Genomic DNA, 15,348 nt, shown 5'->3' with positions numbered 1-15,348 from the left:
GCTGATGCGAATCCTGCTTATCGAGGACGATACCAAGACGTCCGATTATATCGCCAAGGGTTTTTCCGAGGCCGGGCATGTCTGTGACGTGTTCGGCGACGGCCGCGATGGGCTGTTTCAGGCGCAGCGCGAGGCCTATGACGTCATCGTCGTCGATCGCATGCTGCCGGGCCTCGATGGCCTGGCGATCGTGCGTTCACTGCGCGCCGCCAAGGTCGGCACATCGGCGCTGTTCCTGACATCGATCGGCGGCGTCGACGATCGGGTCGAGGGGCTGGAGGCGGGCGGCGACGATTATCTCGTCAAACCCTTTGCCTTCTCCGAGCTGATGGCGCGCGTCAATGCGCTTGGCCGGCGGCCGCCGGTGCAGGAGCAGAGGACGGTGCTGAGGGTCGCCGATCTCGAGCTCGATCTGATCCGGCGGGAGGCCCGCCGCGCCGGCCAGGTGATCGAGCTGCAGCCGCGTGAATTCACCCTGCTCGAGGTGCTGATGCGCGGCGAAGGCCGGGTCATCACCAAGACGATGCTGCTGGAGCGGGTCTGGGATTTCCACTTCGATCCGAAGACCAGCGTCGTCGAGACCCATATCAGCCGCCTCAGGGCCAAAGTCGACAAGCCGTTCCAGGCCCAGCTTCTGCATACGGTTCGCAACACCGGATACAGCCTGCATGCGCCTCGAACAGGATGATTTCAGGCCCATCGGCCTGAAAATCTCAAATCCTGTTCGCAATTTAAAGAGTAAGAGCATGATGTCGTCCGAAAACCGCGCACACTTTTCGGCATCATGCTCCAGCCTGCGCCGGAGCACGCCGTTCCGGCTTGCCGTCACTTTCGGCGTGCTCTTCGTCGTCACCTTCATGTTGAGCGGCGCGATCATCTATCACATGCTGCGCCTCGGCCTCGGCCGCGATCTCGACCAGTCGCTGACCGAGATGAATTCGCTTGTTGTCTCGACCTACGAGCCCAACGATACCGAGGATCTCGTCAACACGCTGAACAATTATGCCAGCTTCCAGTCGACCTCCGACGGGCTCTACTCGCTGACCGACCATGCCGGCAAGAAACTCGCCGGCAATTTCGCAGCCCCCCGCATCCCGAACGGCGTCTATACCGTCACCTCCAGGGATGTCGGGCTGAAGGGGCATGAACGCTACCGGATGCAGGTCTCGACCATCGGCCCCTACAGCCTGGTGGTGGCGGAAAACTTCAACGATGTCGACGAGATGCTGCGGATCGTGCTGGTGAGCTTCGAATGGGCCGCCGCGATCGTCGTGGCGACAGCGATCGGCGGCGGCGTCTTTCTCGCCGTTCGAGCCCAGGCGCGGCTCGACCGGGTCGCCCTCACCATGAACGATGTCTCGCTTGGCCAGCTTCAGGCCCGCATTGCGATCACCGGAAACGGCGACGATCTCGATACGGTGGCAATCCAGATCAACGCGGCGCTGGAGCGGCTGCAGAGATTGGTCGAGAGCATGCGGCAGGTGAGCGCCGATATCGCCCATGATCTGAAGACGCCTCTGAACAGGCTGCGCCTGACGCTGGATGCCGCGGTGGCCGGCAACGACCAGCAAGCGGATGTTTCGGCTCTACTTGACGAAGCGAGAAACGAGAGCGACCGGATCAATGCCACTTTCGAGGCGCTGCTGCGCATTTCCCAGATCGAGGCCGGCGCCCGCAAGGAGCGTTTCCAGGCGACCGATATCGACGCCGTGCTTGCCGTCATTTCCGAGGTCTATATCGACGTCGCCGAAGACGCGCTGATGTCGCTTGATATCGCGGAGCGCTGTCCCGCGCTCATCCGGGGCGACCGTGATCTGTTGACGCAGATGATCGCCAACCTGGTGGAGAACGCGATCAACCACTGCCCGGCCGGAACCGGCATCACGGTTTCGCTCCGTTGCCAGGGCGGCCGCGCCATCGTTTCGGTCGCCGATACCGGCCCCGGCATTCCCGCCGGCGAAAGGGACAAGGTCTTCCGGCGTCTCTACCGGCTCGACAAGAGCCGCACGACGCCGGGAAGCGGGCTTGGGCTCAGCCTCGTCAAGGCGATCGCCGAGCTGCATGCGGCCGAGATCACCCTGGCGGACAATCATCCCGGCCTCATCGTTTCGATCGGCTTCCCGCTGATGCCAGCGGAGAAGCCCTAACCTCTCATCCCGGAGGAGCGGTTCTAACCGCTCACCCCGGGGGAGCGGCCCTAGCCGCTCAGCCCGGGGGAGCGGCCCTAGCCGCTCACCCTCCAAGCCGCGAGACGGCGGAAGCGACGAGCAAACCGGCGCACCTCAGCCGCCGTTCGATATGGCAGGACACTCCACGGCCGGCGGCGGCCCAGCCGATAGGTCGAAAGCCCTGCCTGGATCTGGGAACAGGGATCGGCCCTTTGGCTGACCGGCAGCGGATCGACGAAGCAGGCGCTCAGCCCATCATCGAACTCCAGATCGAAGGCGAGATCATAGGGCAGACGCATGGGCATGAGCATATCGGCAATCCAGCCTGCCGCCTTGCGATTGATCAGATAGGCGCCGGACCCCTTCTCGCGGGTGAGCGCGATGGCAAGCGAGCGTGACGCGGTCAGCGGCTCCACCTTGTGCTTTTTCCCGGAACTGACGGTCGACAGCCGCAGGATGTCCCAGCGCGCCTGATGCTCGAGGGCGGCCTCGAGCAGCTCGGCCAGATCGTCATCGAAATCGAGATCGTCTTCCAGAATGAGCGCGAACTCGGCATGGCTGCCAAGGAAGCGCTTGGCGCATTCGACGTGGCTGAGATAACAGCCGATCTCGAAAGGGTTTGGCCGGCGGCCGTGCCGGCTGAGATAGGCTGCTTCGTCGAAGCCCGGATGCGGTAGGCTCAGCCCTGCCCCATCGACCGCCGCCACGCGCTCGAAGGCAAGGCCGAAGCTTGCCAGCAGGCGTTCCATTCGAAACCGGCGCAATGGCGCGCGGTCGAGATTGATCAGGTAGGTGTTCACCCGCAGGCTGACCGGATGAAGGGCCGGCATAAGGGCGGCAGGTGCGGTGCGCATGTTCATGAGAGAGCTGACCTTCGACTTGGCAATGATGGCGCCAAGCCTGCGCTCCAAACCTCACGGGGACCTCGCTGGAACTATACATTTTGGTAAAGTGCGAGGGTCGAACAACCGAGGCTGCATTTCTTACGGATTGGTATGATCCCGGCAAAGTGCGCGTGAGAATGCCGCGCTACCAGCACTCGTGCGGCACGCAGTGGACGCCTCCCTTCCCGCGATCGAAACCGACAACCAGCGAGCCTTCGATGACGACAGCGACCCACTGCGTGCCGCGCCGGATGGCCCCTGGCTTGAGCAACCTGCCTCCTCATTGATCAGAGTCGAAGGTGACGTGTTGGAACTCCATCTGTGTCTTCTCAAACCAGCATCGACTGCTGGGCGGAGATACCCGCCGTCGCGCCCTGCGATATTGCCGTGGTGACCGAGGCCATGAGGGGGTTTGCAAGATCGCCGGCAGCATAGATGCCGGGCGTGCTGGTTTCGCGGCGCTCGTCGACCTTGAGGGCGATGCCGAAGGGCGTATTGACCGTGGCGAGGCCCAGTGAGTCATGCAGGCTTGCAGACGGCTTGTTGCGCGGATGTGCGAACAGGATGTCGACCGCGGCATTGCGGCCGCTCTCGAGATTAACGGTGGTGATATGGCCCCGGTGATGGGCGATTTCGGCGATCCGGCCATCAACGACAGGTATGTTGCGGCGCGCCAGATCGGCCCGGATATCGGGTGCAATGTCGTGACCATCGGCGAAGACCGTCAACGTGTCGGTCCAGTCGTGGTACAGCCTGACATAATTGTGCGACGGCGGGCCGGACCAGACGAGGCCCCAATGCTGGCCGGCGACTTCAAAGCCATCGCAATAGGGGCAGGGCACGATGGATGTGCCCCAGCTTTCGGCAAAACCCGGAACAGCAGGCATCTGGTCGGCAACGCCATAACTCAGGATCAGGCGGCGCGCGCCAAGGCTTTCGCCATCGCCAGTGAGGACGGAGAAATCGTCGATGGTGCCGGAGATGCCGTCGGCCCGGGCATTGACCAGCTTGACCGTGGGATAACGCGCCAGCTGCTGCCGCGCCTCGGCCAGGATGTCCAGCGGTGGCTTGTGATCGTGGCCGAGCAGACCATGCGAGTGGCCGGCGAAGCGATTGCGCGGCAGGCCGGTATCCAGAACGGTGACCTTGCGGCGGGCACGGCCGAGCTGAAGGGCGCCGGCGAGACCGGCAAAGCTGCCGCCGATGATGATGACGTCATCCATGGTGATGGGCTCCGTGTTGCGGATGGAGGGGGTTGGGTTGGGCCAGGCGCAAAAACTCATTCAGCGATAGGCATTCGATATCGCCAAGCGGCCCAGGGAATCTTGATTTGGAAGACAGAGTAAAATCCATTCTTCGGCTTGCGCATTTCAGATACTACGTAGTATCGTAATGCAAGAATTAAGATACTGTCAAGGATCGTAATTGTCGTGACCGAAAACAGCCAGAGCCGGCGCGGCCGGCCCGCCAACGAGGCGCTTGGCCAAACGATAGTCGACGCCGCGTGCGAACTCTTTGTGGAATTGGGTTTTCAAGCGACGACATTGGACAAGGTCGCCCAGCGAGCGAGGATATCCAAGCTCAGCATCTATCGGCACTTCGAGAACAAGGAGGCGCTGTTCAGTGCGGCCATCGCGGCCCACTGCCATCAGTTTGCACCACAGGCCCTTGTTGAAGGCGTCGACGGTTCGGCAGAACATCAGCTCATGGCGGTGGGAACATCCCTGCTTCGCACGCTGTTGAGCCCGGAGGTGCGCAGTGTCGAAGCCATGATCATGGCCGACAAGACGAATCAAAAGTCGTTAAGCAAGCTCCATTACGAAGCCGGCCCCGCCTATGTCATCGCCCAAATCGAGGCCCTGTTGCGTCAGTTGCACACGAAGGCGGTTCTGAACGTGCCCGATCCTCTCCAGTCCGCCCGCTTATTTGCCGCGCTTATCAAAGGATCCGATCTCTTGATTATCGCACGCTTCGATGAGGCGAGAGCAGAGGACGATAACGAAATAGAATCCTATTGCCGGTCGGCCGTCGCCATGTTCGTCGCCGCGCACGGTGGCAACAATCACGCGGGCGGATAGCCTGGTTAAGAACGGATCAGAACAAGGATATGGCATGACAGAGGAAAATGTTTATCAGGTAGCCGACTGGAAAGGCCAAAGCGGGGAGCGCTGGGTCACTTACCAGGCCCGGCTCGATGCCATGATGGCGGTGTTCGGCCAGGCCGCGATCGAAGCCGCCGCGCCCGCTACAGGCGAACGCGTGCTGGACGTCGGCTGCGGCACGGGAGCGTCCAGTCTGGATCTGGCCGCCCGCGTCGGCGCGGGGGGCCATGTGCTAGGCGTGGACATATCCGAACCGCTGATCGGCAGAGCGCGCGCGCGAGCGCCGCAGGATATGCCGGTCCTGTTCCAGGTGGCCGACGCCAGCAGCACCGAGTTGCCCGAGGGCGCGTTCGACATCCTGTTCTCGCGCTTCGGAGTGATGTTCTTTGACGATCCTACGGCGGCGTTCGCTCATATGCGGCGTGCGCTCAAGCCGGGCGCGCGGGTCGCTTTCGTCTGCTGGCGCGGCATGGCCGAGAACGATTGGGTTCGCTTGCCGATGGGCGCGATCAAGGGCATCCTCCCGCCGACGGCGCCGCCCGGTCCCGAAGCGCCCGGCCCGTTCTCGTTTGGCGACCAGGGGCGGGTAGCGCGCATTCTAACGGCGGCTGGCTTCACCGATGTCGCTATCGCGCCCTTCGATGCCTCTATCCCATTCGGCAAGGGGGAGACGCGGGATGCGGCGCTCGACGACGCGGTGAAGATGACACTCGAAGTCGGCCCGCTGGCGCGCTCTCTCGCTGATCAGCCCGACGACATCCGTGCCCGCGCCTCGGCTGCGGTTCGTGCCGTCTTCGCGGGCTGCCCCGGTGAGCGGTCGGTGATGATCAACGGCGCGGCGTGGATCGTCACCGCGCGCAATCCGGCAAGCTGACAGGGATTAATACGCCAAACGAGAGGTTTGCGATGGGAGCAGCGATTTCATTACCGGCGGATTTTGACGCGGAAGGTCTTCGGCGTCTGGCCCGCAAGAGCAAGCATGCGGCGCAGGCGCGTCGTCTTTTGGCACTTGCCTTGATCTATGGCGGAGGCTCGCGCTCGGATGCAGCGCGTCTTGGCAATGTCACCCTTGAGATCGTGCGTGACTGGGTCTTGCGGTTCAATGCGAATGGCAACGGAGTCCTAGAGATCCGGCTAAGACGGCCCCAACCTCCGTCATTCCAGGCCTTGAGCCTGGAATCCATGCCCACGGCTGACTGAGGCGAGAAGTGGATCCTCGGGTCAAGCCCGAGGAGGACGGAGCGGGGGTGAGCTTTGGAGCAAGGACAGCGACGCATCCGGACATGATCGACGGTTGAGAACTTCTCTGTCGACGCGATCGTTAAATTGATGGACAGCCGGATCGTCTGGATCGCGCTTCAAAGTCGGCATCACCGATCCCTGCCTGATAACTATCATCATCGATCGTGTTCCGCCCAGTTGTGTCGGCATCGTTTTTCAAGAAAGGTTGCGACATGAGTGAACACATCAAGATCGACATTGACGCCCTCCGCAAAATTGGGTGGGATCATTGGGATCCTATCGGAATACGCCAGCTCGATGACTCAGCTTGGCGAAACAACGCAGCCGATGAATACGACACCTATCTCCTTCAGGCCGCCAACATGATCCTGCAGGGCGCGACATGCGAAACGGTTGCTGCCTATCTCGATGACATCATTTCCGGTTCGATGGCACTCGGACCTCCAAGCGAGGCCGTTCATCGCGCTTCCCTGCTGACGGCCGAAGCGATCTCGGCCTATTTGCAGGTCGATCGAGCAAGCTTCTGACACACAGGCGTCTTCGAACAGTCTTCGGAAAGGGAAAAATCTTGGCCGAGAATGACTATGATGCCTTCGCGGCGGCTTATGATGCCGATAACGAGGTCAATGCCTGGAATGCCTATTACGAGCGGCCGGAAATACTTGCCCTGGTTGGCAATGTCGCCGGACTTTCCGTGCTCGATGCGGGATGCGGCGGCGGGGCGCATGCGGCAGCACTGCTTGAGCGCGGGGCTGTTGTGACCGGGATCGACGCCAGTGCCGGCATGCTGGAGATCGCGCAACGTCGCCTGCAAGGGCGTGCGCGGCTGCTATCGGCGGATCTGAACGATCCATTGCCGTTTACGGACAAGGCTTTCGATCTGATCCTTGCCTCGCTGGTCATGCATTATCTGCCCGACTGGTCGGGGCCCCTTTCGGAGTTCAACCGACTGCTGCCTGAAGGCGGCCGCCTGGTTTTTTCCACCCACCATCCCTTCATGGATCACGCCTCGACCGGCCGCGACAATTATTTCGAGACGTACGGCTTCGATGAGACCTGGCAGCGCGGCGGAAAGGATATCGCCATGCGCTTCTGGCATCGGCCGCTGCACGCCATGTTCGAGGCGCTGAAGTCGGCCGGATTTCAGATCGACATCGTCAGCGAGCCGCAACCCGATCCGCAAGCCCGCACGCTTTTTCCGCAGGCCTACCAAAGCCTGACGACCAAGCCGCGGTTCCTGTTCTTCTCGGCTGTGAAAGCATGAGCACGTGGATGAGGAGAGCCTTGCTGTTACGGCCGGGACCGCAGTCTTGCGGCTTAGCTACGAAAGTGGGCAGCCCCTGCGAGCTGCCCTTCGAAATGCAGGACTGCCTATTGCGCTTGCTTCCTCATGGCTTCGGCAATCTGCGCCTTGACGGCACTCAACCCGAAGCTCGCGCCCGTCTGCATGGGTGGGAATTCGACGGCGGATTTCGCCAATTGTTCTACCCGCTGCTGTACAAGCACGAAGCGCCAGAACTCGAATTTATACCATTCGAAATATTCGAGGGAGCCGGTGTTCCCCTTGTAAAACGCTGTCCGCTCGAACGGGTCCAGACGTAGATTGACGATGGTCGGCGCACCCAATGTCACTGTGTCACCGAGCCAGCCGCCGGGCTGTTCCTTGAAGGTATATTTGTAGTCTTCGACGCGGGCGGCGCCGAGAGCACTTTCGGCGAAATACCAGATTTCGTGGCGGTTCGACGGACCCGACCCGGTGATCATGCTCGTTTGGTCATAACCGTCGAGATACACTTTGTACTTCTGCCCGTTCATTTCCTTTCCGGCCTTAAGTTCCACGGCAATATTGGCATTGCCTGCGGCCGCGGTGAAAGTCGGGAACCAGTCGAGGCCCGAAATCAAGCCGTTACCGATTGAGCCGGCGGGGACATGTCCAGGCCAGCGGATCATTGCCGGTGCGCGAAAGCCGCCCTCAAAGGTCGTGCCCTTCCCGCCATAGAACGGCGTCTGCCCGCCATCAGGCCAGGTAAAGTTCTCGGTTCCGTTGTCGGTGGTGAACATGACGATGGTGTTGTCGTCTACGCCCATATCCTTGAGCTTTTGCATCGTAGCGCCCACGATGTCATCAAGTTGCGCCATGCCAGCCTCGTGAATGGTCCATCCATTCTCCGAGTTGCGCATATTTTCATACTTCTCCGAGAGATGCGTTACGATGTGCATGCGGGTCGGGTTGAGCCACAGGAAGAACGGCTTTCCGTCGGCCTTGGCCTTTTCGATGAACTTGAAAGAGAGGGACTGGATTTCGTCGTCAACGGTCTTCATGCGCTCAGGATAGAGCGTGCCGGCATCCTCGATCCGTTGTTTGCCCACCTTGCCCCAGCGCGGCATTTCTGTCGGATCATCCACCTCTGTCGCCCAGGAATGGACCATGTTGCGTGGCCCGACGACGTTCAGTTGGTCCTGCGGATAACCAGGGTGCGCGGGGTCTTCCATCGCATCGAGGTGGTAGAGATAACCGAAGAACTCATCGAAACCATGAACGGTCGGCAGGAACTCGTTCAGGTCACCGAGATGGTTCTTGCCGAATTGTCCAGTGGCATAGCCCATCGACTTGAGCACGGTCGCGAGCGTGGGGGCAGCAGCCGGCAGACCGATCGGCGAACCCGCCTGGCCCACCGTGGTCATGCCCGTGCGGACCGGCAACTCGCCGGTGATGAAGTTCGCACGGCCTGCCGTGCAACTCGCCTCGGCGTAGTAGTCCGTGAAGAGCATGCCATCGGCCGCAAGCTTGTCGAGATTTGGCGTGCGGCCGGCCATCATACCGCGATTGTAGGCCCCGATATTCCAGATGCCAACGTCGTCGCCCATGATGACGACGATGTTTGGTTTCGGCGTTTGGTTCTGAGCGATTGCCGGTGCACTTAACGTGACAGCAAATGCCGAAGCCAGTAGTCCGAAACAGAGGTTTTTTGTATAGCTCATAATTACTCCTCCTCCTGAGTTTTGCGCGCCCGTTACGGCACCGGTTTGAACGGTGCTACGGTGCGTGCAATGCGGTAGGCTGAAAGTCGTTCGTGGCTATGTATTATGCGCCGAAGGGGCGATCATGCCTGCTGGTGCAGGTGGGATCGGCGTCAAGGACGGCTGTGTTTGCCGGCATCGGCAGATTGTCTCGCAAAGAGCTGCGGTAGACAGAGTTCGATCCCGCTCTGAATATCGCACAACTTTAGCTCAGCGACTAGGCGAGTTTCTCAGCTTATGCGAGACAGCCCAGCGGGAATAGGACGTCTGCTTCTGGCCCAATCAGACCCGGCTGCCGCCTGTCGCCCCAAAGCTGCCAAGCGCAATTCAACGGAGATCGGGCTTCCGTCAATCGCGACATCTGGAAAGGTCTTCCGAGGAAGATGGCAATGACAAAGCGGGCTTGTGTTATTCGGCAGTTCCCGCAATGGGTAAGGCAACAGACCAGACGACAGGCACCGCCCCCGTCATTTCGTCTCCTCCCAATGGCTTTGCCAGAGGTCGAGCCTCGGCTTCAGCGGATCGGCTCCGACCGTTGCGCCGTCATTGCCGAAGTCGATGACCCTGTCGGCGAATGGGTCGTGGTGAGGCCATTTTGGCCGTGAGCCGCTATTGGGGTCACCCCTCCTTGCAAATTCGAGCCAGTATTCGCTTGCCAATGTGGCCATGGCCCAGTCGGCAGGTGTCACCTTGTCTTTCACCAGTGCGTTTGGAATGCCCAGCGTATACGGAATTTCGAAGCCGTGCGGAGTGCCTTTCCATGCCGGATCGTTGCGGAAAGCCTCGGCGACATAGGAGAAACGATACCACCACGTCGGTTGACCAGCGCGGATCATCTCGTCAGCGAGGTGGCGGGATGGTTCGACAAGCGTCTTGTCGGCCAGAACCTGCTGCTTCAGCTCATCGAGGGTCTGTTGACCGCTGGGATCGTAGAGGCTGCGGGCTTCGGCTGCATGATTGCCGAAGAGCGCGAAGAGATCGTCTTTCGTCGCGGCCTCACCGATGCCGAGATCACGATCATTTGCCCCGACGATGACCGGAACCGGCGCCTGACGGCCCGCCGCAAAAGCCGCTTCCGGCGTTTCGAGCAAAAATCGTCCGTCAATGATCGCGCCTGAGATGCCGATGACAGGCTTGCCTGTCGACATTCCCACAAGCACCTCTTGTGCCGATGCGCCTTCGGTGAGCTTTTCCGCAGGCAGCGCCCGAAGGGCGGCGAGAGCCTCGGCATCGCTGCCAGTGATTCCCAGAGAAGCCGCATAGTCCAACGCGATTTTCTCTGCTTCCTTCAAAGGTGACAAAGGCGTGCTCTGCGCCCGCGCGGTCGGCAGACCCGGCGACTGTAGAATGGCGCCCCGGAACAGCCCGCGTGACAGTGGCGATATCATGTGCGCCATCACCGAGCCGCCACCGGCCGACTCTCCGAAGATCGTCACTTTCTTCGGATCGCCGCCGAAGGCTTCGATATTCTGCTGGACCCATTTCAGGGCGGCCAGCTGATCCATGTAACCATAGTTGCCGACGGGCTCGTCAGGGGATTCCTTCGTCAGCGCCGGATGGGCAAAATAACCCAGTCGGCCCATGCGGTAGTTCATGCTGACGAACACAACTTTCCCGGCGGCCAGCTGGCCACCGGGATATTGAGCGGTGTTTCCATGGGCAAGAGCGCCGCCGTAAATCCAGACCATCACCGGCAGCGGTGTGCGGGGACGTTTGACGGGTGTCCAGACATTGAGGGTCAAACAATCCTCCGACTTCGGCAGGTCATCGGTCTGCATGCAGGACGGACCGAAATTGCGGGCATCCCTAATACCGCTCCATGTCTCCGCTGGCCGCGGATTGCGCCATCGCAGATCACCAACCGGCGGCGCCGCATAGGGTATGCCCTTGAAGCTGACGACCGTGCCCGACCTCTCACCCTTCAGCATTCCGCCGTCGATCGTAACGGTGTCGTCTGCCGCAGCTGATCGTGGCGCAAACGCCATCGGAAAGGATGCGACGGCCAAAAAGAGCAGAAACGTGCGACGGCCGTCCACAAACACTGCACTCTCCAGCGCCAAGTTGAGTGAGAGCAAAATACTCCCATAGGACGGCAACGGAAAGGGTTCATCAGGCATCGCTAAAGTGCGCTATTGCTCCACGGCGGCTGTCGGCTCGACCAGCGGGGAGCTTGGCGAAAACGCACCCCCAACCTCCGTCATCCCAGGCCTCGAGCCTGGGATCCATGGCCGCGGCTGATGGCTGGGCCTCGGGTCAGGGCTACGGCAGTTCGCTTTTCGCCAGAAGCAGCCAATCAAACTTCTCTATTTCGGAAACAGGAACGTCAGCGCTACACGAAAACCTCATCCCTCCGGGCCGTGTTCGGGTGACTAGACCCAGTAGCGTGCTCCTGCAGCGAAGCTCACTGGTTGCTCGCCGAACTTCAGAACTCTCATGCCCTATCCCCTCTGGATAATCGAACTTGGCAGCGTCGGGACTACAGTTCCTTGGTCATCGGCGGATGCTTCCACTTGCCCTCCAGCGCTTCCTCCTTCGGCCAATATAGCCGCATGAAAGCGATGAACGGCCCTTTGGGCGCGGGCAACCAGTTCGCCTCCTTGTCCTTGCCGGGCGATTCGTTCTGGACATAGAACGTCAGGCCGCCGTCGGCGTCCTTCACGAACTGCGGCAGCATCGGCGAGTTGAGCAGGTAGCGGTTGATCGGATTGGCAACGAGCAGGCTCTGCGGAAGTTCGTACATCGTCAGCGACCAGAAGGCATTGACGGGTGGCAGTTGCCCCGGCGCGAAGCGGAGGGCGTAGCGGTTGGCACCATCCAGCTTCTTTCCGTCGGCATCGACGGCATAGACCGGATACATTGCCTCCTGTTTCGAATTGCCCCCGATGCCGAGCACGGCACCAGCCATGCGGTAGAGGTAATTGTTCTTCAGATACTCCCGCGTGCCGAAGACGTCGCCGGAGGTCACTTCGCCCGTGTCGATTTTCTGTTTCTCAAGAGTTGCCAGTTCGTTCCAGGCATCGGCCATGCCTTGTTCGAAGGCAGCCTTCATCTCCGGCGAAAGCTTGTCGAAGTCGATGGTCTTGCCGGCGCCGACGCCGATCTTGGCAAAACGCGCCATGAGTTCGGTTTCCGACGGATCGGTCGGGCAATACTGCAGGATGAAGTTCAGGATGTTGAAAAACTCCGGCGACGTCTTCTCCTCTTCGGGCGTCAACGTCTTGATGAAATCAACAGCGGGCGCGGCTGCTGGCGCTGTTTGGCCGAGAAACACCGAAAGCGGCTCCGCCTTGTAGCCGGCCTGAACTTTCTTGACGTTGTCGATATCGTCCGGATTGAAAAGCTGCGTGCGGTAGGCGGCCCAGATAAAATCGGTCTCCGAGCGGATCACTTTCTTCACACCCGAGGGCGTCTCACCTTTCCAACCCGGACCGGCGACGAGGAAGCTGCCCCCGTCATTGCCGGTCGTGCGGCTGCCTAGATAGGCGAAGTTGAAGGTGTAGGCGTCGAGCATTTGGACGCTGAAATAGCGATCCTTTTCAATCGGAGGCACGGTGAGCACCATCGGTTCAGTGCGCAGATCCAGGCCCAGCCATGAGTACGGCGTATCCGAGTTGGGCGTTTGGATTGCCGTGTCAGCGGGCGTGTAGACACGGGGAGTATTGACGATCTGGTTCCATGGCCCCTTGTATTCGGGATTTTTGGTATCGACGAAATAGGCGTGCTGGATGCGGTAGCTGTCCACCATCGGGAAGCCGTAGACATAGGCTTCCTTGGCGATGGCGCGGACTTCGGCCGCAGTGGCTTCCGCAGCTTGAGCGGCCCGGGGGCCAAATCCCGCTACGGCCGCGGTAAGAATCAGGCCATTTGTGAACTCGCGTTTTGTTAAATTCATGGCGTTTTCCTCCCGCGCCAATTGGCGCGCTCGAAGCGCGAAAACGCAAGTATGTTACAGTAACCTACGAAGGCCTGTGCGATCGAGCGCCCATTGACGTGAACAGGTTTCACCCCAATACGGTCAGGCCAGCCAGTCGACAACAGGAGTGTAATCGTGAGCGAATCGACCGTAGCAGATGCAACAAACCGCATTTATGAGTCGCTTCAGGCGGACAACGCCGACATCGACGTGCATATCGCGGCCCTCAAGGCAGCGTTGACGCGGGCGGGTTTAAAGGAGGCCGTATTCGACCCCGCTAGGCTCGTGCAGAATAACCGTTCTGGCAGGAAGCGGATGGAGGCCTACTTTCGGCAGCGCGGTGTCATGGTGAAATTCTCAGCCTCGTGAAGCCTTCCTATGAAGGCAGACGGCTGTAATCGCAGATGTCGCAGCATGCCCCCTCGCCCCGCTCCGTTCCCTCCACCTTTGCCGGCCCCTTGTCCATTGACCTGCCAGTTCGCGCGCGCCTAAGCTAGGGTATGGGCGAGCCTGAAATTCCTCTTATCGGCGGCAAGGATTCGAACGTCGTGCGCATAGGCGAAACGGTGCGGCGTGGCGGACGCGCGTGGTCTCCCGCGGTTCTCGACCTGCTGCGGCACGTCGAGCGCCAGGGATATGATGGGTCCCCGCGTGCGCTGGGCCTCGATGATCAGGGACGGGAAGTCCTCACCTATATCGAAGGTGACGTCGGCAATGGCGAAGGCTTCCTTCCCGATAAAGGCGGTCGGTTTGACCTCCGTCTCCCGGATTATGTCTGGCGCGACAACGTCCTCGAGCGCCTGGGACAATTGTTGCGATCCTACCACGATGCTGCAGCCAGCTTCTTATGGAAAGATCGCGAATGGCGTCTTGACGCCCGCCACCCTGTTGAAACGGTCTGCCACAATGACTTGACGCCGTGGAATACGGTCTTTCAAGCAGGGCTCCCGGTGGCTTTCATCGATTGGGACGCGGCAGCGCCGGGACCGCGCTCCTGGGACCTTGGCTTTGTCGCCTGGCGTTGGGTGCCGTTCTGGCGTGACGAGAAATGCGAGGCGCATGGCCTGCAAACGGGCGTCCGCGAGAAAGCCCGGCGCTTCCAATTGTTGCTCGATGCCTACGGGATAACGCCGGAGATCGGCATCATGCAGGCCGGAATCGAACGGGTTCGGCAAATGCAGCAACATATGCGCAACCTTGCCGCAGCGGGCTCCGCCTGGGAGATGGAATTGGCCAGCCGTGGTGTGCTTGACGAAGGGATGCTTGAGGTCGCCTGGATGGAAGAGCATGCGATGGACCTGATGCAGCGCCCATGCGGATGAGCAGCTCCGGCGTCAACCGGCCCTTGCCCCCGCAGCGGCGTGAGCCCCCTGCACGGCCACGAGAGCAGCGGCGGCGGCATCCGGTGCAGGTGTTCGGCTCGATTGGCACGGAGTCTGGCGAAAACGCACGCCCCATCCTCCGTCATCCCAGGCCTTGAGCCATCGTTGTCGGGTTCTCGCAATGGCTGCCCCCACCCTAGCCTTACCGGGATCGAGCCACTGGCTCTACCGTCCTGAGGCCGATGGGAACGGAGAGGCTGCCGTAAGTCTCTTCTCCCGTCGGGGAGAAGGTGCCGGCAGGCGGATGAGGGGGCCACCCGGCACACCCTCCCGTACAACCTATCCTGCAACGCCGTGCCCCATCACCCTGAACACGGTCGAGACATTGCCGTCGCGGCCGAAGCCCGCATGGACGTTGTTGAAAGACCGGTTTCCGCGGCCCCCTCATCCGCCCTACGGGCACCTTTGCCTGGGTTGAGCCACCGGTCTCAACCCGTCCTTTGGACCCCCGCTGGGGAGAAGAGGGAATCGAGACGTCGCAGTATGCCCCTCGCCCCGTTTCCGCCCGTGTCTCCAGGCCGCGGCACGCAGGCCAACGTGGATCCTCGGGTCAAGCCCCATAGGCGCTAACTTAGTCTTGACGGTGATGATCGTCGATGATTCACCGTGGTTATGAGCGATTTGTTGCAAGCGTTG

Annotated in this window: 14 protein-coding genes and 1 pseudogene; 9 read left to right on the top strand and 6 right to left on the bottom strand. The window is 60.9% G+C overall.

Translation table 11 applies throughout. From position 1 onward, the window contains the following. The first annotated feature begins 4 nt into the window (after positions 1-4). Together BS629_RS02725 and BS629_RS02720 are read left to right on the top strand one after the other, a co-directional pair. Positions 5-688, top strand: a complete 684-nt coding sequence (locus tag BS629_RS02725; protein WP_018449596.1) for a winged helix-turn-helix domain-containing protein — start codon at positions 5-7, stop codon at positions 686-688. Between the two features lie 58 nt (positions 689-746). Further along, positions 747-2,147: a sensor histidine kinase gene (locus BS629_RS02720; protein ID WP_026188299.1), complete on the top strand. Its 1,401-nt coding sequence runs from the start codon at positions 747-749 to the stop codon at positions 2,145-2,147. A gap of 77 nt (positions 2,148-2,224) precedes the next feature. Here the strand turns inward: BS629_RS02720 and BS629_RS02715 are convergent, their stop codons facing one another. From BS629_RS02715 to BS629_RS02710, 3 genes are all read right to left on the bottom strand, one after another. After that, positions 2,225-3,028 carry a glycosyltransferase family 25 protein gene (locus tag BS629_RS02715; RefSeq protein WP_026188298.1) on the bottom strand — a complete coding sequence of 268 codons (804 nt, stop codon included), beginning with the start codon at positions 3,026-3,028 and terminating at the stop codon, positions 2,225-2,227. Positions 3,029-3,197: 169 nt separating this feature from the next. Then, complete coding sequence (locus tag BS629_RS40195) at positions 3,198-3,323, bottom strand: hypothetical protein (RefSeq protein ID WP_018241019.1); 126 nt, start codon at positions 3,321-3,323, stop codon at positions 3,198-3,200. 58 nt (positions 3,324-3,381) lie between these two features. Then, entirely contained in the window at positions 3,382-4,275 is an 894-nt protein-coding gene (locus tag BS629_RS02710) for an NAD(P)/FAD-dependent oxidoreductase (RefSeq protein ID WP_018241018.1), read from the bottom strand. A gap of 207 nt (positions 4,276-4,482) precedes the next feature. On the opposite strand from BS629_RS02710, the gene BS629_RS02705 reads away from it, so the two are divergent. The 5 genes and pseudogenes from BS629_RS02705 to BS629_RS02685 all read left to right on the top strand — a co-directional run bounded on the left by BS629_RS02705 (position 4,483) and on the right by BS629_RS02685 (position 7,660). Next, positions 4,483-5,130, top strand: coding sequence for a TetR/AcrR family transcriptional regulator (locus BS629_RS02705; RefSeq protein WP_018241017.1), 648 nt, complete (start codon positions 4,483-4,485; stop codon positions 5,128-5,130). 34 nt (positions 5,131-5,164) lie between these two features. Beyond that, a complete protein-coding gene (locus tag BS629_RS02700; RefSeq protein WP_018241016.1) occupies positions 5,165-6,028 on the top strand; it encodes a class I SAM-dependent methyltransferase in 864 nt (287 codons plus the stop codon). Positions 6,029-6,060: 32 nt separating this feature from the next. Next, positions 6,061-6,267: pseudogene (locus tag BS629_RS02695) on the top strand (IS630 family transposase); the annotation flags it as partial. A gap of 341 nt (positions 6,268-6,608) precedes the next feature. Continuing rightward, positions 6,609-6,923 (top strand): hypothetical protein, encoded by a 315-nt coding sequence (locus BS629_RS02690; RefSeq protein ID WP_018241014.1) that lies wholly within the window; start codon positions 6,609-6,611, stop codon positions 6,921-6,923. A 41-nt stretch (positions 6,924-6,964) separates the two neighbouring features. After that, positions 6,965-7,660: a class I SAM-dependent methyltransferase gene (locus tag BS629_RS02685; RefSeq protein WP_077987934.1), complete on the top strand. Its 696-nt coding sequence runs from the start codon at positions 6,965-6,967 to the stop codon at positions 7,658-7,660. Between the two features lie 107 nt (positions 7,661-7,767). Here BS629_RS02685 and BS629_RS02680 read toward each other — a convergent pair whose 3' ends face one another. The 3 genes from BS629_RS02680 to BS629_RS02670 all read right to left on the bottom strand — a co-directional run bounded on the left by BS629_RS02680 (position 7,768) and on the right by BS629_RS02670 (position 13,309). Beyond that, on the bottom strand, positions 7,768-9,378 hold the full coding sequence (locus BS629_RS02680) for an arylsulfatase (RefSeq protein ID WP_018241012.1): 1,611 nt from the start codon (positions 9,376-9,378) through the stop codon (positions 7,768-7,770). A 506-nt stretch (positions 9,379-9,884) separates the two neighbouring features. After that, positions 9,885-11,459, bottom strand: coding sequence for a carboxylesterase/lipase family protein (locus tag BS629_RS02675; RefSeq protein ID WP_018241011.1), 1,575 nt, complete (start codon positions 11,457-11,459; stop codon positions 9,885-9,887). A gap of 434 nt (positions 11,460-11,893) precedes the next feature. After that, a complete protein-coding gene (locus BS629_RS02670; RefSeq protein ID WP_245268215.1) occupies positions 11,894-13,309 on the bottom strand; it encodes a DUF1254 domain-containing protein in 1,416 nt (471 codons plus the stop codon). A gap of 153 nt (positions 13,310-13,462) precedes the next feature. Between BS629_RS02670 and BS629_RS02665 the strand changes: the two genes are divergently transcribed. Together BS629_RS02665 and BS629_RS02660 are read left to right on the top strand one after the other, a co-directional pair. Continuing rightward, positions 13,463-13,699 carry a hypothetical protein gene (locus BS629_RS02665; protein ID WP_026188297.1) on the top strand — a complete coding sequence of 79 codons (237 nt, stop codon included), beginning with the start codon at positions 13,463-13,465 and terminating at the stop codon, positions 13,697-13,699. Between the two features lie 131 nt (positions 13,700-13,830). Continuing rightward, positions 13,831-14,652, top strand: a complete 822-nt coding sequence (locus BS629_RS02660; protein WP_018241008.1) for a phosphotransferase — start codon at positions 13,831-13,833, stop codon at positions 14,650-14,652. The last annotated feature ends 696 nt before the right edge of the window (positions 14,653-15,348 follow it).

The organism is Rhizobium leguminosarum bv. viciae USDA 2370, from assembly GCF_002008365.1.
Taxonomy (GTDB): Bacteria; Pseudomonadota; Alphaproteobacteria; order Rhizobiales; family Rhizobiaceae; genus Rhizobium; species Rhizobium leguminosarum.
This window is presented reverse-complemented; position numbering and strand designations above follow the sequence as displayed.